The sequence below is a fragment of the Streptomyces sp. NPDC017991 genome (assembly GCF_044328075.1).
Classification (GTDB): Bacteria; Actinomycetota; Actinomycetes; order Streptomycetales; family Streptomycetaceae; genus Streptomyces.
The window spans coordinates 230,000-254,579 of record NZ_JBIRGP010000011.1 but is presented as its reverse complement, the minus strand read 5'-3'; the positions used below and the strand labels follow the sequence as shown (position 1 = coordinate 254,579).

Below are 24,580 nucleotides of genomic sequence, written 5' to 3'. Positions count from 1 at the left end.
AGTTTTTTTCGAACCTCGACCAATCCGTGGGCCCGACCGCTCCGAATCTCCAGGTTGCATTCCGGGCGGGGCTTGAGTGATTCGGCGGTCCCCTGCGTACCGGTGGGCAAGTAGCTACTCCCCGCACACCCCCACCCATCGGCACGGCATGAGGATTTGGTATGAGGTCGCTGGAACGCCACCGCGACGTCGGCGCATACGCGCTAGGCGTGCTGGACGAGGCGGATGCCTTCCGCTTCGAGGACCACCTCATGGAGTGTCCCCAGTGTGCGGTTCAGATACATGAACTGTCCGCGACGACACGGTCGTTGAGGGCGTACGCACAGGCGACGCCACGCTCGGTGAACCCCATGACGCAGGCCGGCCCCGGCCTGCTGGACAGGCTCCTGGACGATGTCGTCACGGCACGCAGGAGCGGACGCAGGCGCTGGCTGTTCGCGGTCGCCGCCGCCGTGGTCTTCGCCGTCGGAGGGCCCGCGGTCGCGGTCTTCTCGGGCGACGAGAGCACCGACGCCAACACAGTCGCCGCGACCGATCAGGGAACGGGTGTGTGGGCCGAGGTCACCATCCACGACCGGGCCTACGGCAGCGAAGTGGACGCCAGGATCAAGCACGCGCCCGCCGAGCAGTCCTGCGAACTCGTCGCCATCGGCCGCGACCACTCGGAAGAGGTCATCCTGAGCTGGACGGTGCCCAAGGGGGCCTCCTCGCCCTCCGACGGCATGCGAGGCGCCGCCGCGATGCACCCCTCGGACGTCGCCGAGTACGTCGTGCGCACGGCGGACAAGAAACGTCTCGTGACGATCGAGGCACCCTGAGCGCCGGCTATTTGAGGAACTTGCTCGTCCTGCGGTCCGCGAGGGGCTTGCCGCCCGTCTGGCAGGTGGGGCAGTACTGGAGCGACGAGTCGCTGAAGGAGACCTCGCGGACGGTGTCCCCGCAGACCGGGCAGGGTTCGCCCGTCCGTCCGTGGACGCGCAGTCCGCTCTTCTTCTCGGCCTTGAGCCGGCCCGCGGCCACTCCGCGGGAACGCTCGACGGCTTCCATGAGGGTGGCGCGCAGCGCCTCGTACAGCCGTCGGGTCTCCTGCGGGGTCAGCGCGGAGGCCAGCTTGAAGGGCGACATCCTCGCGGCGTGCAGGATCTCGTCGCTGTAGGCGTTCCCCACCCCCGCGATCAGGCTCTGGTCGCGCAGGGCGCCCTTCAGCTGTCTGCGCTCGCCCTCCAGGAGCGCGGCGAAGCGGGCCTCGTCGAAGTCGTCGGCCAGCGGGTCCGGGCCGAGGCGGGCCACCCCGGGCACCTCCCCGGGATCCTGTACGACGTAGACCGCCAGCCGTTTCTGGGTGCCGGCCTCTGTGAGGTCGAAGCCCTCGCCGGTCTCCAGGGCGACGCGCATGGCGAGCGGGCCCTTGCCGGGGCGGGGCGGTCCGTCGGGCAGCCGGTCCTTCCAGTGGAGCCAGCCCGCGCGCGCCAGATGCGTGACGAAGTGCGGGCCGCCGGCGGTCTCCAGGTCCAGGAACTTGCCGTGCCGGTGCACGGCCGTGACCTCGCGTCCTTCCAGAGCGCCGAGCGGCGGATCGTACGTCTTGAGCACACTGATGGCGACGGGCAGCACGCGGATGATCTCGTGGCCGACCAGGTGTTCGGCCAGGAAGTCCTTCAACGCTTCGACCTCGGGCAGTTCCGGCATGATTCCAGGGTGCCACCGATGCCCCGCGAGGGGCGCGGGGAACGGCGCGGCCAGCCCCCACCGAGCCGCACGTCACCTCCACGCGAACCCGGCGCCCTCACTCCCGTTCCCGCACGAGGAACTCGCACCAGACGCACTTGCCGCCGCCCCGGGCCTCCACGCCCCACACGTCCGCGATGCGGTCCACCAGCAGGAGGCCCCGGCCGGACACACCGGACTCCCCCGGCTCCCGGCGCCGGGGCAGCGCGCTGGACGCGTCCTCGACCTCGACACGGATCCGGCGGCCCGGTCCGGTGAGGGCGCGCAGGGTGACGACGGCCGCCCCCTCCGTGTGCATCAGGGCGTTGGTGATCAGCTCGTCCGCGACCAGTTCGATCTCGTCGGCGCGCTCCCGGCCTCCCCAGGCCCGTACGGCGGCACGGACCATGTGCCGGGCCTCGGTGAGCGCCTCCGGGTCCCCGGGCCCCACGTGCTGCCGGACCCGCCCGCCGGAGCGCTGCGCGTCCCTCCCCACCCTGCGGAGCAGGAGCAGTGCCACGTCGTCCTCGCCGCCGCGTTCCTCCGCGACGTCGATGAGCCGGTCGGCCAGGTCGTGCACGTTGCCGGGTCCCGTGGCGACGAGCGCGCGCAGGGTGCGCATGCCGTCGGCGAGGTCGACGCCCGGCTGTTCGACCAGGCCGTCGGTGCACAGGAGCAGCGTCTGCCTGGGATCGAGTTCGAGGGTGACGACCGGGTATTCGAGGCGCCCGAAGAGGGCGGACAGACCGAGCGGCAGGCCCCCTTCGACGGGCAGCCGGCGGCAGCTGCCGTCCGTGTCGCGGAGCAGCGGGTCGATATGGCCGGCCCGGACGAGCTGCATCACTCCGGTGGCCAGGTCGGCCTCGACGTACAGGCAGGTGGCGAAGCGTTCGGTGTCGAGTTCGTGCAGGAAGACGGAGGCGCGGGCCATGACGGTCGCGGGCGTGTGGCCCTCGGCCGCGTAGGCGCGCAGGACGATCCGCAGCTGGCCCATGACGGCCGCCGCGTGCGTGTCGTGTCCCTGGACGTCACCGATGACGGCTCCGACCCGGCCGCCGGGCAGCGGGATCACGTCGTACCAGTCGCCGCCGATCTCGCGGCCGAGGGAACCGGCGCGGTAGCGCACGGCGACGTCGGCGCCCGGGACGCGCGGGATCGTGCGCGGCAGCATGGCCTGCTGGAGGCCCTGGGCGAGGTCCTTCTCCTGCTCGTAGAACATGGCGCGCTGGAGGCTCTGCGCGATGCTGCTGCCGAGGGCGACGAGGACGTTGCGGTCCTGGGCGGAGAAGCCGCGCCGGTCGTTGTAGAGCAGCCCCATGGCTCCGATGGGCCTGGCCTGCGCGATGAGGGGCAGATAGGCCGCCGAGGTGATGTCGAGTTCGGTGATGTGCGGCCACAGCAGCGGATAGAGCCGGGCGAACTCGTTCGGCGACTCGATGAAGCGCGGGGTCAGGGTGCGCACGACCTCGCTCATCGGGTACTGCTCGTCGATGCCGGTGACCAGCGTGCCGGGCACGAAGCTGCCCTTGGGGCCCTCCGCGACCAGCCGGATGCGGCCGGCCTCGACGAGCCCCATGACGAGGCTGGTCGCGCCCAGGTGGGCGACGCCCTGGTTGTTCTTCAGGACGTCGATGACGTCCTGGACCGTGCGGGCGTGGGCGAGGGCCGCAGTGGTGATCTGCACGACGTTCGTCTGCCGGCGGCGGGCCTCGATGTCCAGGGCGGCCTTCTCACGGCGGTCCTGGGCCTCGCTCAGTTCCCGGGTGGCGTCGCGGACGATGCCGATGATGCGGCGCGGCCGACCGGTCTCGTCGCGCTGGATGTAGCCCTGGGTGTGGGTCCAGCGCAGGGCGCCGTCCCGGCGGCGGATGCGGAAGTACGCCCCGTAGTTCTCGCTGCCGTCCTTGAGGGACTGGGAGACGTGCGTGTCCAGGCGGTGGGCCTCGTCCGGCGGCACGCGCGGGGCGAGGTTCTCCGGACGGTCGCCGTATTCCTCGGGAAGCACGTCGAAGATCTCGTGGGCCAGGGCGTCCATCCGCATGAGACCGGTGTCCAGGTCCCAGTCGAAGCTGCCCATGCGGTTGAGCGCCAGGATCGGATCCGGTCGGGCGGGCCAGTCGTCCGGGAGTGACAGAGCGCCCTCACCCCGATCAACCATGAGCCCACCTTGTCAGGGTTTACCCGAATCCTCGACTCGACGCAGGCCGTAATCTGGTCGCCCCGCGCACAGGGCCGCCCGGCGCCACCATGAGAGGGACACACGAGGGGCAAGAGGGACGAGGGAGTCGAGAGGGAAGGGAGCGGTCGGCGTGGAGTGGTTCACCGCCCCTGAGTACTGGACCGGCCGACTGGTCTTCCAGCGGGCGCTGGCGGTGGTCTATCTCGTCGCGTTCCTGGGCGCGGCTCTCCAGTTCCGCGCGCTGATGGGCGAACGCGGCATGCTGCCGGTGTCCCGGTTCGTGGCCCGGGTGCCGTTCCGGCGGGCGCCGAGCGTGTTCCACCTCCACTGCTCCGACCGCTTCTTCGCGGTGTGGGCCTGGACGGGCTGCGCGGTGTCGCTGGCGCTCGTCGCGGGACTGGACAACCGCCTTCCGCTGTGGGGCGCCATGTTGCTCTGGCTCGTCCCCTGGGTGCTGTACCTGTCGATCGTGAACGTCGGCCAGACCTGGTACGGCTTCGGCTGGGAGTCCCTGCTCCTGGAGACCGGCTTCCTCGCGGTGTTCCTGGGCAACGACGAGATCGCGCCGCCCGTCGTGGTGCTCTTCCTGCTGCGCTGGATCCTGTTCCGCGTGGAGTTCGGGGCCGGCCTGATCAAGATGCGCGGCGACGCCTGCTGGCGGAGACTGACCTGCCTCGACTTCCACCATGAGACCCAGCCGATGCCGGGTCCGCTGAGCTGGTTCTTCCACCATCTCCCGAGGCCGTTCCACCGGGCGGAGGTGGCCGCCAACCACGTCACCCAACTCGTCGTGCCGTTCCTGCTGTTCGCCCCGCAGCCGGTCGCCACGGCCGCCGCGGCCCTGATGATCGTCACCCAGCTGTGGCTGGTCCTGTCCGGCAACTTCTCCTGGCTGAACTGGATCACGATCGTGCTCGCCGTGCCGGCCCTGTCCCTGCCCGGCCGGGCCCCGGAGGTCCCCGACACCCCGCTCTGGTACGAGATCGTGGTCCTGTCGGCCGCGGCACTGATCGTGTTCCTCAGCCACGGCCCGGTCCGCAACATGATCTCGCGCCGCCAGACCATGAACCGCTCCTTCGACCCGCTCCACCTGGTGAACACCTACGGGGCGTTCGGCAGCGTCAGCCGGATCCGCTACGAGGTGGTGGTCGAGGGCACGGCCGACGCCGCACCCCGCGAGGACGCGGGCTGGCTGGAGTACGAGTTCCGGGGCAAGCCGGGTGATCCCCGGCGCTGGCCCCGCCAGTTCGCGCCCTACCACCTGCGGCTCGACTGGATGATGTGGTTCGCCGCGCTCTCCCCCGCGTACGCCGAGCCCTGGTTCGGCTCTTTCGTGGAACGGCTCCTGGAGAACGACCGCGACACGCTCCGCCTCCTGCGCCGCTCCCCGTTCCCCCCGGACGCCCCGCCCCACTACGTCCGGGCCCGCCTCTACCGCTACCGGTACACGACCCGGGAGGAACTGCGCAGGACGGGCGCGTGCTGGGAGCGCACGTATGTGAGGGAGTTCCTGCCGCCGACCCGGCTGGACACCTAGGGGGCTTGTGGGGGCCTCTGGCTCAGAGACCGTAGACGCGGGTGGCCGTGCCCGTGAAGATCTCCTCCCGCTCGCTCTCGTCGAGCCCTTCGGTCAACTGGGCGGCGATGTCGACGACTTCGGCGTACGAGGCCACGAGCGTGCACACCGGCCAGTCGGAGCCGAACATGAGCCGGCCGGGGCCGAAGGCTTCGAGCACCGTGTCCGCGTAGGGTGCCAGGTCGCCCACCGACCAGCTTCGCGGATCCGTCTCCGTGACCATCCCGGAGAGCTTGCAGACGGTGTTGGGCAGGGCGGCGAGGGCACGCACATCGGTGGACCAGGGCTCCAGTTCACCTGTGCCGATGGACGGCTTGCCCAAGTGGTCGAGCACGAAGGTGAGGCCGGGGTGCCGCTCCGCCGCCCGCGCGCAGGCGGGCAGTTGGTGCGGCAGGACGACGAGATCGTAGGCCAGGCCCGCTTCCGCGACCGCCGCCAGTCCTCGGCGTACCTCCTCGCGCAGCAGCCATTGCGGGTCCGGTTCGCCCTGCACCTGGTGACGGATCCCCTTGAGGTGCCGGCCGCCCGGCAGCTCCCGCAGACGGGCCAGTTCGTCCGCGACGTCGGGGCGGGTGAGGTCGGTCCAGCCGACGACCGCGCCGATCAGCTCGCTGCTCTCCGCGAGCGCCAGGAACTCGGGGGTCTCCTCCGCCACGGTGACCGTCTGCACGAGGACGGTTCGGGCAACCCCGGCGGCGCGGGCCTGCGGAGCCAGCTCCTCGGCCGTGAAGTCACTCCGCAGCGGCGCGAGTTCGGGACCCACGATCCAGTCCTGGCCCCGTACGGACAGGTCCCAGACGTGGTGGTGGGCGTCCACGATCCCCGTGCGGGCCGTCACGGCAGCTCCCATACGACCGGCAGCCCAGCCTCCGAACCCTCGGCCGAGTAGTCGTGCACCACGTCCAGCAGCTGGGCCATCCGGGACTGCCAGGCGATGTTGACGGGCAGCTTCTCCAGTTCGGCGAGCAGTCGCGCGTAGTCCTCGCACTCCAGGAGGTGGAAGAGGTCGGAGCCGCTGCGCCAGATGGTCCAGGACGTGGCGCCCGCGGCGCGGATCGCGTCCGTGAGTTCCGCGGGAACCTCGCGGTGGGCGGCCTCGTACGCGTCGATGCGGTCGGCGCGGACCTTGGTGTGCAGGGCGATCCTCATGACGGCTCCTGGGACGGGACCGGCGCTTCGGCAGGCAGGAGACCCGTCTCCCGCAGCTCCTCCCAGAGACCGTCGGGCACGGTGGCCGTGAACTGCTGGGCGCAGTCGCGTACTTCGTGGGGCGACCGTGCGCCGACGAGGACGGCCGCGACCGCCGGGTGGGCCGCGCAGAAGGCGAGGGCCGCCGCCCGCAGAGTCGTGCCGTGCCGGTCCGCCACCGCCTTGAGGGCCAGCGCGCGGTCCAGCAGCTCGGGCGGCGCGGCCGTGTAGTCGTACCTCGCCCCGGGCTTCGGGTCGGCCAGCAGGCCGGAGTTGAAGGCGCCGCCGATGACGACCGACGTGCCGCGCTCCTGGGCGGCCGGCAGCAGGTCGGTGAGCGCCCGCTGGTCGAGCAGCGTGTAGCGGCCGGCGCACAGCACCACGTCGACGTCCGTGTCGCGCACGAAACGGGTGAGCATCCCGGCCTGGTTCATGCCCGCGCCTATCGCGCCCACCACTCCCTCCGAACGCAGCTTCTCCAGCGCCGGATACCCCTCGCGGAAGGCTTCCTCGGCATGGTCGTCCGGGTCATGGAGGTAGACGACGTCCACCCGGTCGAGGCCGAGCCGCTCCAGACTGGCGTCGAGGGTACGGCGTATCCCGTCCGCGCTGAAGTCCCACACCCTGCGGTGCGTGGCGGGCACCGCGAACCCGTTGGCCAGGTCGGTGCCGCCCGTGTCGGTGGGCTCCAGACGGCGGCCCACCTTGGTCGAGACGGTGTACTCCGCCCGCGGACGCCCGCGCAGGGCCGCGCCGAGGCGTCGTTCGGAGTGGCCCGTGCCGTAGTGGGGCGCGGTGTCGAAGTAGCGGATGCCCGCGTCCCAGGCGGCGTCCACGGTCTCGTGCGCCTGCTCCTCGGGAACCTCGCTGTAGAGGCCGGCGATACCGGCCGCGCCGAGGGCCAGCGCGGTGACGTCGACGGAACGGCGGCCGAGCGCATGGGTGCGTAGACGCGTGCGCATGCCGGTCACCCCGCCGCAGGGCGCAGCCGCAGCCCCTGCATGCCGCCGTCGACCGCGAGGGCCGTACCTGTGGTGGCGCCGGACAGCGGGCTCGCCAAGTAGACGATGGCGCCCGCGACCTCGTCGGCCGAGACAAGGCGTCCGGTGGGCTGGCGCGCCTCCAGCGCGGCCCGTTCGGCAGCCGGGTCGGCCGCGGCGTCCAGGAGGCGGCCGACCCACGGGGTGTCGGCCGTGCCGGGGTTCACGCAGTTGACGCGGATGCCCTCACGGACGTGGTCGGCGGCCATGGCGAGGGTCAGCGACAGGACGGCGCCCTTGGACGCGGAGTACAGGGCGCGCTGCGGGAGTCCCGCGGTGGCGGCGATGGAGCACGTGTTGACGACGGCCGCCTGCGACGACTTCCGCAGGTGCGGCAGGGCGGCCCGGGCCGTCCGGACCATGCCGACGACGTTGACGTCCATGACGCGGTGCCAGGTCGCGTCGTCGTTGTCCTCGACGGTGCCCTGGGCACCGATGCCCGCGTTGTTGATCAGCACGTCCAGGCCGCCGAGGTCGGCGACCGCGGCGGTGACGGCCCGGCGCACGGAGTCGTCGTCGGTGACATCGGCCCGGTAGCCGAGCAGGGGTTTCTGAACGCCCTCCGGGGCCAGGTCGAGCACGGCGACCTGCGCGCCGCGGGCGGCGAGGAGTTCCGCGGTGGCCCGGCCGATGCCGGAGGCGCCGCCCGTCACCAGGGCCTTGAGTCCCTCGAAGTCACTCATGCCGCCTGCTCCTTCTGCTGCTCGCGCTTCTGCCGCTGCTTCTGCTCGGTCTGCTGCCGGTCGAGGTCGGCGGCCCAGAACGTGCCGCCGGGGAAGGTGAACTCGGCGATGGACTCCGGCCGCATGGTCGCCGAGAAGCCCGGCAGGGTGGGTGCCATGTACCGACCCTCGCCGATCACCACCGGGTCGAGGAAGTGGTCGTGCAGATGGTCGACGTACTCGATCACGCGGTTCTCGGTCGTGCCGGAGAGTGCCACGTAGTCGAACATCGAGAGGTGCTGGACGAGTTCGCACAGTCCGACGCCGCCGGCGTGCGGGCAGACGGGGATACCGAACCTGGCCGCCAGGAGCAGGATCGCGAGGTTCTCGTTGACGCCGCCGACCCGGGCCGCGTCGATCTGCAGGACGTCGATCGCGCCCGCCTGGAGCAGTTGCTTGAAGATGATCCGGTTCTGTACGTGCTCACCGGTGGCGACCTTGACCGGCGCGACGGCCTTGCGGACGGCGGCATGGCCGAGGACGTCGTCGGGGCTGGTGGGCTCCTCGATCCAGTACGGGTCGAACTCGGCCAGTGCCCTGGTCCACTCGATGGCCTCGTCGACGTTCCACCGCTGGTTGGCGTCGATGGCGATCCGGATGTCGGGTCCGACGACGGCCCGGGCCACCCGGCAGCGCCGTATGTCGTCGGCGAGGTCGGCGCCGACCTTCAGTTTGATCTGGGTGAAGCCGTCGGCGACGGCCTGGCGGGCCAGCCGGGTGAGCTTCTCGTCGGAGTAGCCCAGCCAGCCGGGCGAGGTGGTGTAGCCGGGAAAACCGTGCTCCTTCAGTAGCGCGGTACGTGCCGCCGAACCCTCCCTGCCCTGGCGCAGCAGGCGGAGCGCGTCCTCGGGGGTGAGGACGTCCGCGATGTACCGGAAGTCCACCTGGGACACGAGCCATTCGGGAGCGGCGTCGGCGAGGAGCTGCCACAGGGGCTTGCCGGCGCGCTTCGCCGCGAGGTCCCAGACGGCGTTGACGACGGCACCGATCGCCATGTGCATCACGCCCTTCTCGGGCCCGAGCCAGCGCAGTTGGCTGTCGCCCGTGAGGTCACGGGCGAGTGATCCCGGGTCGGCGCACAGCTCGTCGACCGATCGACCGAGGATGTGCGGGCGCAGCGCCTCGATCGCGGCGACCTGGACATCGTTGCCCCGCCCGATGGTGAAGGTGAACCCGTGCCCCTCCGACCCGTCGGCGTTGTCGTCACCATCGGTACGCAGGACGACGTACGCGGCCGAGTAGTCGGGATCCGGATTCATGGCATCGGACCCGTCGAGCTCACGCGAGGTGGGGAAACGGATGTCATAGGTGTCGACCGCGGTGACGCGGAGGGCGGCGGATGAGGACACAGAGGTGCCTTTCGGTCAGGGACAGGGGGCGGACTGTCGATATTCGGCGCGGCACGGCACCCCGTCGGGGGCGCGGGGCTGTGACATCTGCGGCTCCGCCGCGTGGGCGCGACCAGCCACAACGGGCCCGCAGCGAGACACCACCCCTAGTCCTGCGCACGGCCGGTGGTCACACGGGCGATCATCAGGGCAACCAAAATGATCCCCCCATAAATCGCCTGGATCCAGAAGGACGGCACCTGCGCAAGGGTCAGCAGATTCTGGACCACCCCAAGAAGGAGGACGCCCGTAAGGGCGCCGAACATCGTGCCCTTGCCCCCGTCGAGGCTGATCCCCCCGATCACTGCCGCGGCGAACACCGTGAAGATCATGTTCTGCCCCTGGTTGGCGTTGATCGCGCCGACGTACCCGGTCTGCATCAGCCCACCGACCGCGGCCAGCGTCCCCGCGACGACGAACACGCCGAGCATGACGCGCTCGACCCGGATACCGGCCGCGCGTGCCGCGTCCGGGTTGCCGCCGATCGCGTACAGGGCCCGTCCCCAGCGGTGGTACTTGAGGACGAATCCGGCCACGCCGAACGACGCCGCCGCCAGCCATACCGAGATCGGCACGGTCAGGAAGGTGGTGGTGGCCAGCGAGTAGAAGGCGTCGGGCATCCCGAACAGCGTCTTGCCCTCGGTCGCGCCGACGAGCAGACCGCGCAGGACGATCAGCATCGCGAGCGTCACGATGAACGCGTTGAGCTTGAGCTTGACGACGAGGAAGCCGTTGAACCCGCCGATGACCGCCCCGACGACGAGGATCGCGAGCAGGGCGATCCCCGCGGGCAGCTCCGTGCCCCAGCCGGACTGCGCGGCGGGCAGCAGCAACAACGCGCCGACGGCGGGCGCGATACCGACGACCGACTCCAGGGACAGGTCGAACTTGCCGGTGATGAGCACCAGCGACTCGGCCAGGACCACCATCGCGAGGGCCGCCGAGGCGCCCAGGACGGAGATCAGGTTCTGCTCGGTGAGGAAGGCGTCGTTGACGAACGCGCCGAGTACGAGCAGCAGCAACAGGGCCGGTACGAGGGCGAGTTCGCGCGCCCTGCGCAGGAGTACGGCCTTGGCGTCGGCCTTGCTCCTCAGTGGCCGCAGGGGTGTGGGGGCCGAGGCCGACGGGGCCTTCGTGTCAGCCATGGTGGTCCACTCCTTCGATGGAGGCGATCAGCTCGTGGTCGCGCCAGCCCGCCGGGTGCTCGGCGACGACACGGCCGTGGAAGAGGACGAGGACGCGGTCGCAGCGGCGCAGGTCGTCGAGTTCGTCGGAGACGACGAGGACGGCGGTGCCGTCCTCGCGGGCCGAGTCCATGCGGGAGAGCAGGGACTCCTTGGACTTCACGTCGACGCCCGCGGTGGGGTTGATCAGGACCAGCAGCCTGGGGTCGGAGGCGAGCGCCCGGGCCATGACGACCTTCTGGGCGTTGCCGCCGGAGAGGTCGGACACGGGCTGGTCGGGTCCCTCGGTGTGGATGTCGAGGCGTTCGATCAGCTCGCCGGCGACGCCGCGCCGGCGGCCGGTGCCGACGAATCCGTACCGGCCGAGCCGGTCCAGGACGCTCATGGTCGCGTTGTCCCCGACGGTCATGCCGAAGACGAGGCCCTGGCCGTGCCGGTCGCGCGGTACGCAGCCGACACCGGCCCGCAGGGCAGCGGTCACGTCGCCGAACGGCAGCCGTTCGCCGTCCAGTTGAGCGGTGCCGGCGGTCGGTGTGTGCAGCCCCGTGAAGGACTCGGCCAGCTCGGTCTTCCCGCTGCCACTGGACCCGGCAAGACCGACGACCTCCCCGCCGCACACGGTCAGATCGACGTCCTCGTACGCGTCCGACGTCAGCCCGTGCGCTTCGAGGACGACGGGCGCGCCGGCGTCCACCTCCCCGCGGGCGGCCTTCTCCTGCACGGCGGCGATGGACTCCCCCGCCATGGCCTCGACCAGGGCGGCCCGCGGCAATTCCGCCACCGGCGCGGTGGTGATCCAGCGGGCGTCCCGCAGGACCGTCACGGTCTGGCAGACCTCGTACACCTCCTGGAGGTGGTGCGAGATGAACAGGAAGGTGACGCCGGACTCCTGGAGTGCGCGCATCCGGGTGAAGAGGCGCTCGATCTCGCGGTTGTCAAGCTGGGCGGTCGGCTCGTCGAGGACGATGAACCGCGCGCCGAAGCTCAACGCCCGTGCGATTTCGACCATTTGACGGTCCTCGACCTTGAGGTCGGCGGTCCGCGTCCCGGGGTCGACCCGCACGTCCCAGGTGTCGAGGACCTCGGCGGCCTCGCTCTTCAGCCGGCGCCAGCTGATGAAGCCGCCGCGGCCCCGGGGCTGCCGGTTGATGAAGAGGTTCTCGGCGACCGTCAACTCCGGTACCACGGTGGGCTTCTGGTAGACGCAGGCCACCTTGCGCCGCCAGGCGTCCCGGTCGGTCGGCGCGGGCGCGGGCTCGCCGTCGAAGCGGACCGTGCCCTCGTCGGGCGCCTGGAGGCCGGTCAGGACGGTGACGAGGGTGGACTTGCCCGCGCCGTTGCGGCCGACGAGCGCGTGGGACTCGCCCGCGTGCACGGTCAGTCGTCCGTCGGCGAGGGCGACGGTGGGGCCGTACCGCTTGGCGATGCCCCGCGCCTCAACGAGTGGTGGTGTGCTCATTCGACCGTGTTGCCCCACAGCTCGGGGTCGTCGACGTTCTCCTTGGTCACCAGCGGGGCGGGCAACTGGTCCTCAAGGATGCCGCTCGACAGCTTGACGATCTCCGAGTCGTGGTCGGTCGGACCCGGCTTGAAGGTCTTCCCCTCCATCGCCGCCTTGATGTAGTACATGCCGTACTTGGCGTAGAGGTCGGCCGGCTGCGAGACCGTGGCGTCGATCTGACCCTTGCGGATCGCATCGAACTCCTGCGGGATGCCGTCGTTCGAGACGATCGAGATGTGGCCCTTCTCGCCGGCCTTCTTCAGCAGCCCCTTGGACTTGAGGGTCTGCAGCGTGGGCGCGAGGTACACGCCGCCCGCCTGCAGGTAGATGCCCTTGATGTCGGGGTTGGCGTTGAGGAGCGTGTCCAGCTTGGAGGCCGCGGTGTCGGACTCCCACTTGGCGGGGATCTCCAGGACCTTCAGCTTCGGGAACTTCTCCTTGACGCAGGTGCGGAAGGCCTCGGAACGGTCGCGGCCGTTGACCGAGGCGAGGTCGCCCATGATCTGCACGACCTTGCCCGAGGGGATCTGCTTGCCGAGGTACTCGCAGGCCTTCTCCCCGTACGCCACGTTGTCGGCGCGGACGACCATCGCGACCTTGCCCTTCTCGGGCGCCACGTCGACGGCGACCACGGGCACGCCCTTGCGTTCGGCCTGGTCGAGGCCCGCGGAGATCGCGGCGCTGTCCAGGGGAGCCACGACGAGGCCCTTCACGCCCTGGTTCAGCTGGTTGTTGATGTCCGTGATCTGCTGCGAGGGGTCGCTGTTGGAGTTCACGGTCTTGAGGGCGTCGACGTCCTCGGACTTCGCCATCCTGGGCACGTAGTCGTTGTAGGACTGCCAGAACGGCGAGGTCAGCAGGGGCAGGATCACCCCGACCTTGCCGCTGCCGCCGCCCTTGCCGCCGCCGGAGTCGACGGTGTCCTTGGTACTGCCGCATGCCGTGAGCGCGAGGGCGGCGCAGACGGCCGCGGCCGTCGCGCACATCGCTCGCGAGGCGTTTCGCCCGTTCCTGTACCGCACAGTTCTGCCGGCCATCTATCGGCTCCTCATTGAGCGTGATCGAGCGTGATCGAGCGTGATCGAGCAGGTGCCAGGCATATTTATCAGACCACTTCGCTCTGACAACACCCCTCGGCCGCGATTTTTGCTGTTTTTGCGCGTAGTGGTCCGACCACCTGAGTGGTTAGACTGCGGCGCACCCGGCGACAGGAGGACATGGCGTGGACGAGAGTCTGCCCGAGGCGGTGACGGCGGCCCCGGTTCCGGCCCCGCCGAAGGGGACCGTGACGCAGCGCGCCATCGACCAGCTCAAGGCGATGATCGGCGAGGGGCGCCTGGAACCGGGCGCACGGCTGCCGACCGAGCGCGATCTGGCCTCGCAGCTGGGCATCTCGCGCAGCTCGATGCGCGAGGCGATCCGGGCGCTCACGGTGCTGGGCGTACTGGAGGCCCGGCACGGGTCCGGCATCTACGTCACCCAGTTGGAGGCCGGGGATCTGCTGGAGACCTTCGGGGTGGTGGCGGATCTGTCCCGCGGTCCGCAGCTGGTCGAACTCCTCGAAGTGCGGCGGATCCTGGAGTCGACAGCGACGGCGCTGGCCGCCGCGCGGATCACGGCGGACCAGCTGGCCGAGGTGGAGAAGCACCTGACGGCCATGAACGCCACGGACGATCCGGAGGAGATTCTCTCCCACGATCTGGCGTTCCACCGGGTCATCGCGGGGGCCGCGGGCAACGAGACGATGGCGGCCATCCTGGACGGGCTGTCCTCACGGACGTTCCGGGCGCGGGTGTGGCGGGGGTATCAGGAGGAGGGGGCGTTCGAGCGGACTCGTCGGGAGCACGCCGCCATCCACCGGGCGCTGGTCGCCCATGATCCCGAGGCGGCGCGGGCGGCTGCGGCGGCGCATGTGGGCGAGGTCGAGCAGTGGCTTCGGGCCCAGCTTCAGCCTTAGGGGGCTGAAGGTGGGCCCGAGGCCGGGGTGGTGCGTTCGCCCGCGGCCCGGTGGGAGCTGATCGCGCAGTTCCCCGCGCCCCTGAAAAACGGGGCTGCGCCCCGGTCTTTCGCTTCCAGGGGCGCGGGGAACTGCGCGACGAGCCCCCACCGGGCCCGCAGGTGCGCACCGAGCCCCGGTCTCCGGCCTTCAGGGGCGCGGGGAACTGCGCGGGTGACCGCGGCGCACCCGCGGTCTGCGAGGCAACCTCAGGTGCGCTTGAGCCGTAGGGTCACCAATTCGAACGGGCGGAGTTGCAGCGTCAGGCGGTTGCCGTCCTGGTCGGGGGCTGCGGCATCCGGAAGCGGACGCTCCAAGAGGTCAGTCACCGTCACCGACCCGACGTCGAAGCCCGCCGTGAGCGTCGCCCGGCTGCGCCCGCCCCTCGACTCGTGGAAGCGGACGATCACGTCACCACTGTCGTCGTCGGCCAGCTTCAGCGCCGTGACCACGACAGCGTCCTGTGCAACGGTCACCAGGGGCGCGACCTCCGACGCCCCGCCGGCCACCTTCCGCTGGGGCAGATTGATCCGCCACCCCTCCCGCACCGCGTCACCGATCGCCGCCCCGGGCACCAGCGCGTGCCGGAAGCGGTGGACGCCCTGGTCGGTCTCCGGGTCGGGGAAGCGCGGGGCACGCAGCAACGAGACGCGGACCGTGGTGGTCGTACCGCCGTCGCCGCGGACCGTACGCGTCACGTCGTGGCCGTACGTCGAGTCGTTGACGACGGCGACGCCCCAGCCGGGCTCCTCCATGTGGACGAACCGGTGGTTGCAGGCCTCGAACTTGGCGGCCTCCCAGGACGTGTTGGTGTGCGTCGGCCGGAAGAAGTGCCCGAACTGCGTCTCGGACGCGTACCGCTCGGCGTGCACGTCGAGCGGGAAGGCCATCTTCAGGAACTTCTCCGTCTCGTGCCAGTCGACCTCCGTGTCGATGTCGAGCCGCCACTCCCCCGGCGGGAGCGACAGCACCTGCGTCACCTTGGACGCCCCGAAGGTCCGTACGATCCGGATGGAGACACCGTCGTCACCGGGGGCGACCTCGTCGGCCTCGACCAGGTCGGTGACGGTGTTCCGGTAGAACTCGTCGACGTCCCAGGCGTCCCACATGTTGGGGAAGTCGGGGTGGATCTGCAGCAGGTTGGCCGCCTCGCCGGGTGCGAGGGTCTCCCGGTCCGCGGCGAGGTCGAACGCGGAGACCACGAGTCCGCGCTCGTCGATCTCGATCCGCAGACATCCGTTGTCGAGGACGAAGCCGCCTTCCGTGCGCGGTACGAGCGTGCACTCGCCGCCGACGGCCGGGGTCCGCGCGCCACCGGCGGGGACCCCGTCACGGGTGTGCGGCGCGGAGTTGAAGGCGAGGGTGGTCGTCCCCTCACCGGCCAGCGCGCGCTGGGCGGCGCCGATGATGCCGTTCAGTTCCTCGGCCACCGCCTCATAGGTCTTACGCGCCTCGCGGTGCACCCAGGCGATGGACGAGCCGGGCAGGATGTCGTGGAACTGGTGGAGCAGGACCGTCTTCCAGAGCCGGTCCAACTTCTCGTGCGGGTAGGTGAACTTCGTCCGGACCGCCGCGGTCGCCGCCCACAGCTCGGCCTCCCGCAGCAGGTGCTCGCTGCGGCGGTTGCCCTGCTTGGTCTTCGCCTGGCTGGTGAGGGTGGCGCGGTGCAGCTCCAGATACAGCTCACCGACCCACACCGGTGCGTTCGGGTACTCGGCCTCCGCCTTCTCGAAGAACTTCTCCGGCGCCTCCCAGACCACGGTCGCCGAGCCTTCGAGGTCCCTCATGCGGGCCGCCTTGGCGACCATCTCCCGGGTCGTACCGCCGCCTCCGTCTCCCCAGCCGGTCGGTGCCAGGGAGTGCCGGGCGACACCCTTGTCCTTGAAGTTGTTCGCCGCGTGGGCGATCTCGCTGCCCTTCATCGAGCAGTTGTACGTGTCGACGGGCGGGAAGTGCGTGAAGATCCGCGTCCCGTCGATGCCCTCCCACTGGAACGTGTGGTGCGGGAACTTGTTCGTCTGCGACCAGGAGATCTTCTGCGTGAGCAGCCACTTGGAGCCGGCCGCCTTGATGATCTGCGGCAGGCCGGCGGCGAAACCGAAGGTGTCGGGCAGCCAGGCCTCGTCGTTGTCCACACCGAACTCGTCGATGAAGAACCGCTTGCCGTGCACGAACTGGCGGGCCATGGCCTCCGAGCCGGGCATGTTGGTGTCCGACTCGACCCACATGCCGCCGGTGGGCACGAACCGCCCGTCGGCGACCGCCTTCTTCACCCGGGTCCACACCTCGGGCCGGTGCTCCTTCACCCAGGCCCACTGCTGGGCCTGCGACATGGCGAAGACGAAGTCGGGCTCGTCCTCCAGGAGTGCGGTCATGTTCGAGGTGGTCCTGGCGACCTTGCGCACGGTCTCGCGCAGCGGCCACAGCCACGCCGAGTCGATGTGCGCGTGGCCGACCGCGCTGATGCGGTGGGCGGAGGGGACGGCCGGAGCCGACAGCACCGCTTCCAGCTGGGAGCGGGCCGCGGCGGCCGTGGCGCCGACGTTCTGCAGGTCGACGGCGTCGAGGGCCTTCTCCACCGCGCGCAGGATGTCCCAGCGGCGGGCGGACTCCACCGGCAGTTCGGCCATCAGCTCGCCGAGGACCTCCAGGTCGATGACGAGCTGCCACACTGTCTCGTCGAGGACGGCGAGATCCATTCGCGCCAGTTTGTACTGCGGTTCGGCCCCGGCCGTCTCCTTGTCACCCAGCTGGGTCGGCAGGAAGGGGTGGTAGTCGAGGATGACGGGGTTGGAAGCGGCCTCGATGTGCAGACGCACCTCCTCGCCGCCGGCGACGGGCGCCCCGATCCGTACCCACTGGTTGCGCGGGTTGAGGCCCTTCACGGGGGTCCCGTCGGGCCGGTAGACGAGGCCCTCGCACTGGAAACCGGGCATGTTCTCGTCGAAACCGAGGTCGAGGAGCGCTTCGACGGTCTTCCCGGCCCACTCCTCGGGCACGGTCCCCGTGACACGGAACCAGCTGGTGCCCCAGGGAGCACCCCACCTGTCGCCGACCGCCACCGGAGACGGCGTGGCCGCCAGCCCCTCCTCGACGGGCACCGGCTCGCCGGGCGCGTTCCACACCGCCACTTCCAGCGGTACGGACTCGGGGTACACGGCGGGTCGTATGCGCTCGTCGAGCACGCGCTTGAGGCGGGCTTCGACCAGGCCGCGGTCGTCATGCATGTGGGGTGCTCCGTAACTCCGTTGTGCGGGTTGTCGCTGTTACCGGTGGTACCGGTGGTCGGCGGTCACCAGGTGTGGGTCAGGGTCGCGGGGGCCGACGCGGTGTAAAGCTCCCCAACGGCCCGCAATTCGAACCTCGCCGCCGTCTCACCTCCTTCCGCTGTCAGTCCTCCAACGAAGAAGGCCTGCTGAGCGGTTCCGCCGAGGAAGCGCCGGGTGCCGTCGGGCAGCACCCGGTGCAGCGTGTAATGGCGTACGCCGCCGCCGGTGGCCGCACGCCAGGCGAGGCGCAGGTCGCCTCCCGAGGCGCCGGTGATACGCGCGTCGACAGGCGTGCCGGGCGCCTGGGCATCCTCCTCGCGTACGGCGAGCCCGCCGAGCCGCCACTTCACGGCACCACCGCCCCCGGCCCCGGCGAGCCGGACCCCGAGGGCGTGCACCGTGCCGTCCGCGGGCAGACCGGTCAGCCGTACGGTCGAGGTCTCCCAGCCGTCACCGGCGGTGACCGGGAAGTAGGTGTACGTGTACGGCTGCCCCGGGCCCGACGGTTCGGCGGTGGCGACGGCGAGTTCGACGCTCACGTTCCCCGAGTCGGTCCGGTGGGTCAGCTCGACGACCGTGTCCGCGCCGAGCGGCAGGCGGGTCCCGTAGAGGTCGAGCGTGGTGGGGGCGTCCAGGGTGCCGTCGACCAGGACGCTGCTGCCGCCGTGCCAGGCGTCGGAGAAGTCGAGGGTGACGGCGGGACGCTGCCCCGTCGTGCGTACGACCCAGCGCCGGGACGGCAGCCGGTCCTGGAGACCGAGATGGTTCCACTGCGCCGTCGACGTCACCTCGCCGTCCTCGTACCAGCGCAGTCCGTGCCCGGTGTTGAACGTGCTCGCGAACGGCAGCCCGGTGACGGTCGAGCGGTCGGCTACGGAGACGGCGGGTGCCCGCCAGGTGTCGGTGGTGTCGGGCCGGGCCGGATCGAGTGAACGGCCGCTCCAAAAACGGTCGTCGGAGGCGTGGAAGTCGCCGGGTGTGCGGGTGGCGGGCAGGTGGTTGCGGGTCCACTCGGGCCGGTAGAAGCCCACCGAGACGACGTGCGCCGAACCGCCGGGGACCATGGCGTCCCAGTTCACGGACCGGTTCCAGCCGTTGGCCTCGACATCGACGCCCGCCCACAACTCGTAACGGCTGCGGCCGAGTTGCTGGGCGGCCGTACCGGAGGAGGCCAGGCTGCCCGCCGACCAGCGGAAGTCGATGAACATCGTGTCGGCGGCCTGGTAGAACACCCGGTTCTGGTTGTTGAGGGCGCCCTGCCAGCTCACCGAGCCGCTCACGGTCATGGAGTCGTACCAGGTGACCCGCTGTCCCTTCGCCGCGCTGAGCGCCTTCAGCTCGGTGAGGAAGCCGAGCATGTCGGTGGCGAGCGCCGCGTTCCCGCCGCTCGTCTCGGCGTTGACGAACCAGCCGTCGAAGCCGTACGCCTCGGCGACCGCGACGAGTTGAGCGGCCAGGGGGTAGTGCCCCGCCGCGTCCTTCTGCACCAGGTCACGGGTCCACTGCAGCTGGCCGCCGTACGCGGTGGGCGGCAGGAACACATTGCCGAGGACGGGTACGCCGTGCCGGTGGGCGGCGTCCACGATGGGCGCGTTCGGCGCGAGGATCAGGCCCTCGCCGGAGGAACCGCCCCAGAAGACCAGCTCGTCGACGTAACTCCAGTGGGTGAGCGCGTAGTAGTCGGCGGTGGCCGACCCCTGCGAGGGGTTGCTCGCGGTGGGGCCGAAGGAGACCAGCGACTGGATACGTGCCTGGCCGGCGCGGGCCGTCGTGTTCACCGGTGTCGGCGTGAACCGCTCGGCGAGCGGCACGGAGGCCGTGTTGAAGGCGAGGTCGGTGTCGGTGGCGGCGCTCCACGCCTTCAGACTGCGCCAGGTGATGCCCGCGCCCGGTGAGCCGGAGGGGAACGAGTCCGGGTACCAGTAGGAGGCGTACGGCTGGAGCGCCGAGGCGGCGGCCTCGGCGGCGGGGGTGGCCGCGGCCTCCTGACCGGCGGTGGCCGGTCCTGCCGGCAGCAGGGCGGCGGCCGTCCCGGTGCCGGCGACGAGCAGCACGGTGCGTCTGGTGGGGTTCACGAGCAAGTGCCTCCTTGTGGGAGTTCTTGTTTCCTGTGGGGGTTCTGGTGTCCTGTGGGGGTTCTTGTTTCCTGTGGGGGTCACGGGACCTGATCGGGAGTGACGACCTCGGTGATGCCTCGTGCGGTGAGGTGCTCCACGTCGTTCGCGCGGGACGCGAGGACGGTGGTCGGTCGGGCGCCATCGGCGGTGAGCCGGAAGAAGGTCTCGAAGACCGGGCCGCCCGGCGCGCACACGGAACGGCCTGCGGGGTCGTCGGGGACGACGAGCGCGGTGGTACGGGTCTTGGGCGAGGCCGGGTGCTCACGGGCCGAGCGGGCGGCGCGGGCCAGTGCCCGCGCGCTGTCCTTGGGGCTGCGGTCATTACTCAACAGCCCGAGCCCGTATTCGAGTTCGGGGAAGTCGGCGAGCTCGCGGGACACGTCGTGGGAGCACCACCAGGTGATGCCCCAGAGGTCCGTGCAGTCCAGGGCGTTCGCGACGGTCGCCTCGGTGAAGGCGGCGGCATGCTCGGCGGGGACCAGCGGCGCCGGTGCGCCGACCTCCTGGAGCCAGACCGGGCGCGCCGGACCGTCGGCCCAGGCCTTGCTCAACTCGATCAGATAGGCGGCATGGTGTTCGGTCGCGACGCCGGTACGCCCGTGCCGCTGGGCCGTGCCGTTGAAGACCCACGAGTGCACGGCGGTGACCGCGCCGCGCCGCGCGGCTTGCGCCGGGGTGAACGGCATGTCGTCCTGGTACCAGGCGGCGTCGTACTCCGCGTGCAGATGCAGCTTGCCGGGGGCACCCTTCTCGCACGCCGTGAGCATCCGCTCCAGCCAGGAGTCGATCGCATCGGGTACCGCCCGGTCGGGGTCCGGATGGGGACCGGCCGAGAACTGGTTGACCTCGTTGCCCACGGTCATGCCGATGAAGTTGGGCCGGTCGGCGAGGGCGGCGGCGAGGGTCCGCAGATACTCGGCCTGCCCTTCGACGACCTCCGGGTCGGTGAAGAGATTCCGCCGGTGCCAGGTCTGCGTCCACGCGGGCAGGAAGTCGAAACTCGACAGGTGGCCCTGCAGTCCGTCCACGTTGACGTCCATACCCCGCTCGGCCGCCGCATCCGCCAGCGCCACGAGCTGTTCCACGGCACGCGGGCGGATCAGCGAGCGGTTCGGCTGGAAATAGGGCCAGATCGGGAAGACCCGTATGTGGTCGAGGCCGAGTGCGGCGATCGAGTCGAGGTCGGCGCGCACGGAGTCGAGATCGAAGTCGAGCCAGTGATGGAACCACCCTTCACTCGGTGTGTAGTTGACGCCGAAGCGCACGGCAGAAGACATTCGGAGGTCCTAGTCCTGTTTCCGTGGTGCGTACGTGGGGGTGTACGGGCTGCTCGCCGTCGGGGGGCCACGGCTGTGGACGACTCGCGAGCCGGACGCCGACCCGAAGACCGACCGCCGGCCGTTCAGGGACGCGGGGAACCGCGCAACCGGCACCCGACGACCGGCCGCCGCTCGTGAGGGGCGCGGGGAACTGCGCAACCACCCCCGCCAGCCTCACCCCTTCACCGCCCCCTCGCCGACCCCGCGGAAGAAGTACCGCTGGAGACAGGCGAAGAGGGCGATCAGCGGCGCCACCGCGATGATCGTGCCCGCGGCAACCAGCCGTTCATCGTTGGCGAAGGTCCCGTGCAGATAGTTGAGCCCGATGGTCAGAGTGAACTTGTCCGGGTCACTGAGCACGATCAGCGGCCACAGGAAGTCGTCCCAGGCGCCCATGAACGCGAAGATCGCCACGACAGCGAGCGTCCCCTTCACCGAGGGCAGCGCGATCCGCAGGAACCGCTGCCAGGTGTTCGCGCCTTCGACGAAGGCCGCCTCCTCGATCTCGTACGGGAGGTTGAGGAACGCGTTGCGCATCAGCAGGACGTTCATCGCGCCGATGCAGCCGGGCAGGACGACTCCGACGAGGGTGTTGTTCAGGCCCAGCTCACGCATGGTCGTGAACTGGGCGATGATGATGCCCTCCACGGGCACGAGCATCGCGAGGATGAACACGAGCGTGGCCACCTTGCGGCCCCGGTAGCGCAGCCGGGCCAGCGCGTAGCCCGCGAGCGCCGCGCCGACGCAGTTGGTGACTACGTTGGCGGCAGCGACCTTCAGCGAGTTGAAGGCGTAGTCCCACACCGGGATGGTCTGGGCGACCCGGTCGTAGTTGTGCAGAGTGGGTTCACCGGGCAGGAACTTGGGCGGCGAACTGAAGATGTCCTCGGTCGGCCCCTTCAGCGAGGTGGAGAGCTGCCACAGGAACGGCCCGACGGTCAGCGCCAGAACGGCGAGCAACAACACGTACCGCAGGGCGAGTTCCCACACCCGTACGTGCTTGCCGTGCTCGTCGGTGACACGCCGGCGACGACGGTGGGGCGCGTCCGCGCCGGCCGGCACCTCGCCGACCTTCTCGGTGATACTCACGCGTCCTCCTTCCGGTCGGCGCGCAGCACGAGCAGCATCAGCGCGACGGTGACGACGAAGACGACGACGGAGATGGCGGAGGCGTAGCCGACCCGGCCGGTCAGTCCGGTGCCGGTGCGCTGGACGAGCATCACGAGCGTGGTGTCCTCGCCCGCGGGGCCGCCGCCGGGCCCCGCCATCAGGTACACCTCGGAGAACACCTTGAAGGCGGCGACCGAGGAGAGCGCGCCCACCAGCACCATCGTGGAGCGGACGGCGGGCACGGTGACGGTGAGGAAGCGGCGGACCGCGCCGGCGCCGTCCACGGCCGCGGCCTCGTGCAGCTCGCGCGGCACGTTGGCGAGCGCGGCCAGATAAATGATCATGTAGTAGCCGAGGCCCTTCCAGACCGTGACCGTCATGGCGCTCAGCAGGAGCAGCCACTGGTCGCTCAGGAAGCCGACCCTGCCGACCCCGATCGCCTCCAGCAGCGAGTTCACCAGGCCGCGTTCGTCGAGCAGCCACACCCAGATGAGTCCCACCACGACGATGGAGGCGACGACCGGGGTGTAGAACGCCGACCGGAAGAAGGCGATGCCGGGGATGTTCTTCTGGACCAGGAGCGCGAGCAGCAGGGGCAGCAGGACAAGCGCGGGGACGACCCCGAGGACGTACAGCGTGCTGTTGCGCAGGCCGATCCAGAACATCTCGTCGTCCAGCAGCTCCCGGAAGTTGGCCAGGCCCACGAACTCGCCGGGGATCAGGGTCCGGCGGTCGGTGAAGGCGTTGACCACGGTCGAGACGAACGGATAGAGGATGAAGATGCCCACGACCAGCAGCCCCGGTGCGGCGAACAGCCAGGGACTGGCGGGCAGTTGACGCCGCACTCGGGCGACGGCCCCGGCCGGGCGTCCGCCGCTGTCGCCGTTGCCGTTGCCGTTGCCGTTGCCGTTGCCGGGAGGAACGGCACCGGCGGACGCCTTGCCGGAGGAGACCCTGCCGGGGGAAGCCGTGCTGGAGGAACTCGGCATGTCGATCAGCCCTGCTGCTGGAGCAGGCGGTCACACGCCTTGACAGCGTTGTCGAGGGCTTCCTTCGGGCTCACCTTGCCCTGCAGCGCCTTGGCGACGGAGTTGCGCAGTTCCGTCTTCATCTGCTCGCTGAACAGCACCGGCGTGTAGTTGACGGCGTTCTTCAGGGAACTCGCGGCGGCGATCCGGACGCGGGTCTCGTCCGTGCCGTCCTCCTCGGTGAAGTACGGGTCGTCGAGCGAACCGGCCGTGCTCGGGAAGATCGCGACCTTCTTGGCGAACGACATCTGGTTCTGCGCGTCGGTGACGAAGTGCGCGAAGGCGACGGCGGCGGGCTTCTGCTTCGTCCGGGCGTTCACCATCACCCCCATGACGTACATGTTGACCTTGCCGGTGCTGGTGATCTGATCGGTGATGCCGATGTTCTTGTAGAGGTTCGGCGCCTGCTTCTTGAAGTTGCCGAGGTCCAGGGCGCTGCCCGGGTTCATGGCGACGGCGCCGGTGAGGAACTTCTTGCCGGACGACTCGGGGGTCGCGGTCAGCGCCTGCGAGTCCAGGGCCTTGGCGTCGTACAACTCCTTGTACTTGGTGAGGAGTTCCACGCCCTTGGCGTCGTTGAAGGCGAAGGCCGTGCCTTCCTTGTTCATCAGCTCGACGCCGTAGCGGCCGAAGTCCTCGATGGTGGGCACGTTCGCCAGAGTCGCGACCTTGCCGTCGCTCTTGTCGGCCAACTCCAGAGCGTCGTCGAAGAGTTCGTCGTACGTCTTCGGAGGCTTCGAGGCGTCCAGGCCCGCTTCCTCGAACAGCGACTTGTTGTAGAAGAGCGGGCCGGTGTTCAGGTACCACGGGAAGGCGTACGTGCCCTCCATGCCCGGTATCTCATGGCTGGCCCACGCACCCGGCAGGTACTCCTTCTTGTACTTCGCGGCGGCCTTGTCGAGGTCGAGCGCGAGGCCCGCCTTGGCGAGCGGGGCGACGAGGTCGGGCGAGACGTTCACGACGTCGGGCAGGGTGCCGCCGGCCGCGTCCGCGCTGATCTTGTCGGCGTAGCCCTCGGCGGGCTGGTCGACCCACTTCACGTTCGTGCCGGGGTACTTCTTCTCGAAGTCGGCGACCAGACCCTCGAAGTACGGCTTGAAGTTGGCCCGCAGGTTCCAGGTCTGGAAGGTGATGTCGCCCTCGACCTTGCCGGAGGCGTCCGTGGAACCGCTGTCGTCACCCCCGGAGCCGCAGGCGCTGAGCGGCAGGACCAGGGCGACGACAGCGGCGGCGAGTGCTCTGCGAGGCATGCGCAC

At 70.3% G+C, this 24,580-nt stretch carries 19 protein-coding genes; 3 read left to right on the top strand and 16 right to left on the bottom strand.

What is annotated here, in order from left to right; all coding sequences use genetic code 11:
- The first annotated feature begins 161 nt into the window (after positions 1–161).
- Positions 162–818, top strand: a complete 657-nt coding sequence (locus ACH4DZ_RS30110; RefSeq protein WP_398290536.1) for an anti-sigma factor family protein — start codon at positions 162–164, stop codon at positions 816–818.
- A gap of 7 nt (positions 819–825) precedes the next feature.
- Here the strand turns inward: ACH4DZ_RS30110 and ACH4DZ_RS30105 are convergent, their stop codons facing one another.
- On the bottom strand, positions 826–1,689 hold the full coding sequence (locus ACH4DZ_RS30105) for an Fpg/Nei family DNA glycosylase (protein WP_398290535.1): 864 nt from the start codon (positions 1,687–1,689) through the stop codon (positions 826–828).
- 97 nt (positions 1,690–1,786) lie between these two features.
- Positions 1,787–3,865 carry a SpoIIE family protein phosphatase gene (locus ACH4DZ_RS30100; protein WP_398290534.1) on the bottom strand — a complete coding sequence of 693 codons (2,079 nt, stop codon included), beginning with the start codon at positions 3,863–3,865 and terminating at the stop codon, positions 1,787–1,789.
- A 151-nt stretch (positions 3,866–4,016) separates the two neighbouring features.
- Here ACH4DZ_RS30100 and ACH4DZ_RS30095 point away from each other — a divergent pair, with 151 nt between their 5' ends.
- Entirely contained in the window at positions 4,017–5,423 is a 1,407-nt protein-coding gene (locus tag ACH4DZ_RS30095) for a lipase maturation factor family protein (protein WP_398290533.1), read from the top strand.
- 22 nt (positions 5,424–5,445) lie between these two features.
- Here the strand turns inward: ACH4DZ_RS30095 and ACH4DZ_RS30090 are convergent, their stop codons facing one another.
- The 8 genes from ACH4DZ_RS30090 to ACH4DZ_RS30055 all read right to left on the bottom strand — a co-directional run bounded on the left by ACH4DZ_RS30090 (position 5,446) and on the right by ACH4DZ_RS30055 (position 13,522).
- Positions 5,446–6,312 carry an amidohydrolase family protein gene (locus tag ACH4DZ_RS30090; protein ID WP_398290532.1) on the bottom strand — a complete coding sequence of 289 codons (867 nt, stop codon included), beginning with the start codon at positions 6,310–6,312 and terminating at the stop codon, positions 5,446–5,448.
- Complete coding sequence (locus ACH4DZ_RS30085) at positions 6,297–6,611, bottom strand: L-rhamnose mutarotase (protein ID WP_398290531.1); 315 nt, start codon at positions 6,609–6,611, stop codon at positions 6,297–6,299. Before ACH4DZ_RS30085 ends, ACH4DZ_RS30090 begins: the two co-directional genes overlap by 16 nt.
- The gene (locus tag ACH4DZ_RS30080; RefSeq protein WP_398290530.1) at positions 6,608–7,612 is read right to left on the bottom strand and encodes an aldo/keto reductase; all 1,005 of its coding nucleotides are present in this window, start codon (positions 7,610–7,612) and stop codon (positions 6,608–6,610) included. Before ACH4DZ_RS30080 ends, ACH4DZ_RS30085 begins: the two co-directional genes overlap by 4 nt.
- Positions 7,613–7,617: 5 nt before the next feature.
- Positions 7,618–8,373, bottom strand: coding sequence for an SDR family NAD(P)-dependent oxidoreductase (locus ACH4DZ_RS30075; protein WP_398290529.1), 756 nt, complete (start codon positions 8,371–8,373; stop codon positions 7,618–7,620).
- Entirely contained in the window at positions 8,370–9,761 is a 1,392-nt protein-coding gene (locus ACH4DZ_RS30070) for an L-fuconate dehydratase (protein WP_398290528.1), read from the bottom strand. Before ACH4DZ_RS30070 ends, ACH4DZ_RS30075 begins: the two co-directional genes overlap by 4 nt.
- 146 nt (positions 9,762–9,907) lie before the next feature.
- Positions 9,908–10,945: an ABC transporter permease gene (locus ACH4DZ_RS30065; RefSeq protein WP_398290527.1), complete on the bottom strand. Its 1,038-nt coding sequence runs from the start codon at positions 10,943–10,945 to the stop codon at positions 9,908–9,910.
- A complete protein-coding gene (locus ACH4DZ_RS30060; RefSeq protein ID WP_398290526.1) occupies positions 10,938–12,443 on the bottom strand; it encodes a sugar ABC transporter ATP-binding protein in 1,506 nt (501 codons plus the stop codon). Before ACH4DZ_RS30060 ends, ACH4DZ_RS30065 begins: the two co-directional genes overlap by 8 nt.
- Positions 12,440–13,522: a sugar ABC transporter substrate-binding protein gene (locus ACH4DZ_RS30055; RefSeq protein ID WP_398290524.1), complete on the bottom strand. Its 1,083-nt coding sequence runs from the start codon at positions 13,520–13,522 to the stop codon at positions 12,440–12,442. The genes ACH4DZ_RS30060 and ACH4DZ_RS30055 overlap by 4 nt, the downstream gene beginning before the upstream one ends.
- Before the next feature lie 185 nt (positions 13,523–13,707).
- Between ACH4DZ_RS30055 and ACH4DZ_RS30050 the strand changes: the two genes are divergently transcribed.
- The gene (locus ACH4DZ_RS30050; RefSeq protein ID WP_398290523.1) at positions 13,708–14,442 is read left to right on the top strand and encodes a FadR/GntR family transcriptional regulator; all 735 of its coding nucleotides are present in this window, start codon (positions 13,708–13,710) and stop codon (positions 14,440–14,442) included.
- A gap of 248 nt (positions 14,443–14,690) precedes the next feature.
- Here the strand turns inward: ACH4DZ_RS30050 and ACH4DZ_RS30045 are convergent, their stop codons facing one another.
- The 6 genes from ACH4DZ_RS30045 to ACH4DZ_RS30020 form a co-directional block, all read right to left on the bottom strand.
- Positions 14,691–17,708 (bottom strand): alpha-mannosidase, encoded by a 3,018-nt coding sequence (locus tag ACH4DZ_RS30045; RefSeq protein WP_398290522.1) that lies wholly within the window; start codon positions 17,706–17,708, stop codon positions 14,691–14,693.
- Positions 17,709–17,773: 65 nt separating this feature from the next.
- Positions 17,774–19,825, bottom strand: coding sequence for an endo-beta-N-acetylglucosaminidase (locus ACH4DZ_RS30040; protein WP_398290521.1), 2,052 nt, complete (start codon positions 19,823–19,825; stop codon positions 17,774–17,776).
- A gap of 80 nt (positions 19,826–19,905) precedes the next feature.
- Entirely contained in the window at positions 19,906–21,144 is a 1,239-nt protein-coding gene (locus tag ACH4DZ_RS30035; RefSeq protein WP_398290520.1) for a glycosyl hydrolase, read from the bottom strand.
- A gap of 216 nt (positions 21,145–21,360) precedes the next feature.
- Positions 21,361–22,275: a carbohydrate ABC transporter permease gene (locus ACH4DZ_RS30030; protein WP_398290519.1), complete on the bottom strand. Its 915-nt coding sequence runs from the start codon at positions 22,273–22,275 to the stop codon at positions 21,361–21,363.
- Positions 22,272–23,285 carry a carbohydrate ABC transporter permease gene (locus tag ACH4DZ_RS30025; RefSeq protein ID WP_398290518.1) on the bottom strand — a complete coding sequence of 338 codons (1,014 nt, stop codon included), beginning with the start codon at positions 23,283–23,285 and terminating at the stop codon, positions 22,272–22,274. Before ACH4DZ_RS30025 ends, ACH4DZ_RS30030 begins: the two co-directional genes overlap by 4 nt.
- A gap of 5 nt (positions 23,286–23,290) precedes the next feature.
- On the bottom strand, positions 23,291–24,574 hold the full coding sequence (locus tag ACH4DZ_RS30020) for an ABC transporter substrate-binding protein (RefSeq protein WP_398290666.1): 1,284 nt from the start codon (positions 24,572–24,574) through the stop codon (positions 23,291–23,293).
- Positions 24,575–24,580 lie beyond the last annotated feature (6 nt).

Coding starts and splice junctions, on each gene's coding strand:
- ACH4DZ_RS30110 (WP_398290536.1), top strand. CDS start 162: ATGAGGTCGCTGGAACGCCACCGCGACGTCGGCGCATACGCGCTAGGC.
- ACH4DZ_RS30105 (WP_398290535.1), bottom strand. CDS start 1,689: ATGCCGGAACTGCCCGAGGTCGAAGCGTTGAAGGACTTCCTGGCCGAA.
- ACH4DZ_RS30100 (WP_398290534.1), bottom strand. CDS start 3,865: ATGGTTGATCGGGGTGAGGGCGCTCTGTCACTCCCGGACGACTGGCCC.
- ACH4DZ_RS30090 (WP_398290532.1), bottom strand. CDS start 6,312: ATGGGAGCTGCCGTGACGGCCCGCACGGGGATCGTGGACGCCCACCAC.
- ACH4DZ_RS30085 (WP_398290531.1), bottom strand. CDS start 6,611: ATGAGGATCGCCCTGCACACCAAGGTCCGCGCCGACCGCATCGACGCG.
- ACH4DZ_RS30080 (WP_398290530.1), bottom strand. CDS start 7,612: ATGCGCACGCGTCTACGCACCCATGCGCTCGGCCGCCGTTCCGTCGAC.
- ACH4DZ_RS30075 (WP_398290529.1), bottom strand. CDS start 8,373: ATGAGTGACTTCGAGGGACTCAAGGCCCTGGTGACGGGCGGCGCCTCC.
- ACH4DZ_RS30065 (WP_398290527.1), bottom strand. CDS start 10,945: ATGGCTGACACGAAGGCCCCGTCGGCCTCGGCCCCCACACCCCTGCGG.
- ACH4DZ_RS30060 (WP_398290526.1), bottom strand. CDS start 12,443: ATGAGCACACCACCACTCGTTGAGGCGCGGGGCATCGCCAAGCGGTAC.
- ACH4DZ_RS30055 (WP_398290524.1), bottom strand. CDS start 13,522: ATGGCCGGCAGAACTGTGCGGTACAGGAACGGGCGAAACGCCTCGCGA.
- ACH4DZ_RS30045 (WP_398290522.1), bottom strand. CDS start 17,708: ATGCATGACGACCGCGGCCTGGTCGAAGCCCGCCTCAAGCGCGTGCTC.
- ACH4DZ_RS30035 (WP_398290520.1), bottom strand. CDS start 21,144: ATGTCTTCTGCCGTGCGCTTCGGCGTCAACTACACACCGAGTGAAGGG.
- ACH4DZ_RS30025 (WP_398290518.1), bottom strand. CDS start 23,285: ATGCCGAGTTCCTCCAGCACGGCTTCCCCCGGCAGGGTCTCCTCCGGC.
- ACH4DZ_RS30020 (WP_398290666.1), bottom strand. CDS start 24,574: ATGCCTCGCAGAGCACTCGCCGCCGCTGTCGTCGCCCTGGTCCTGCCG.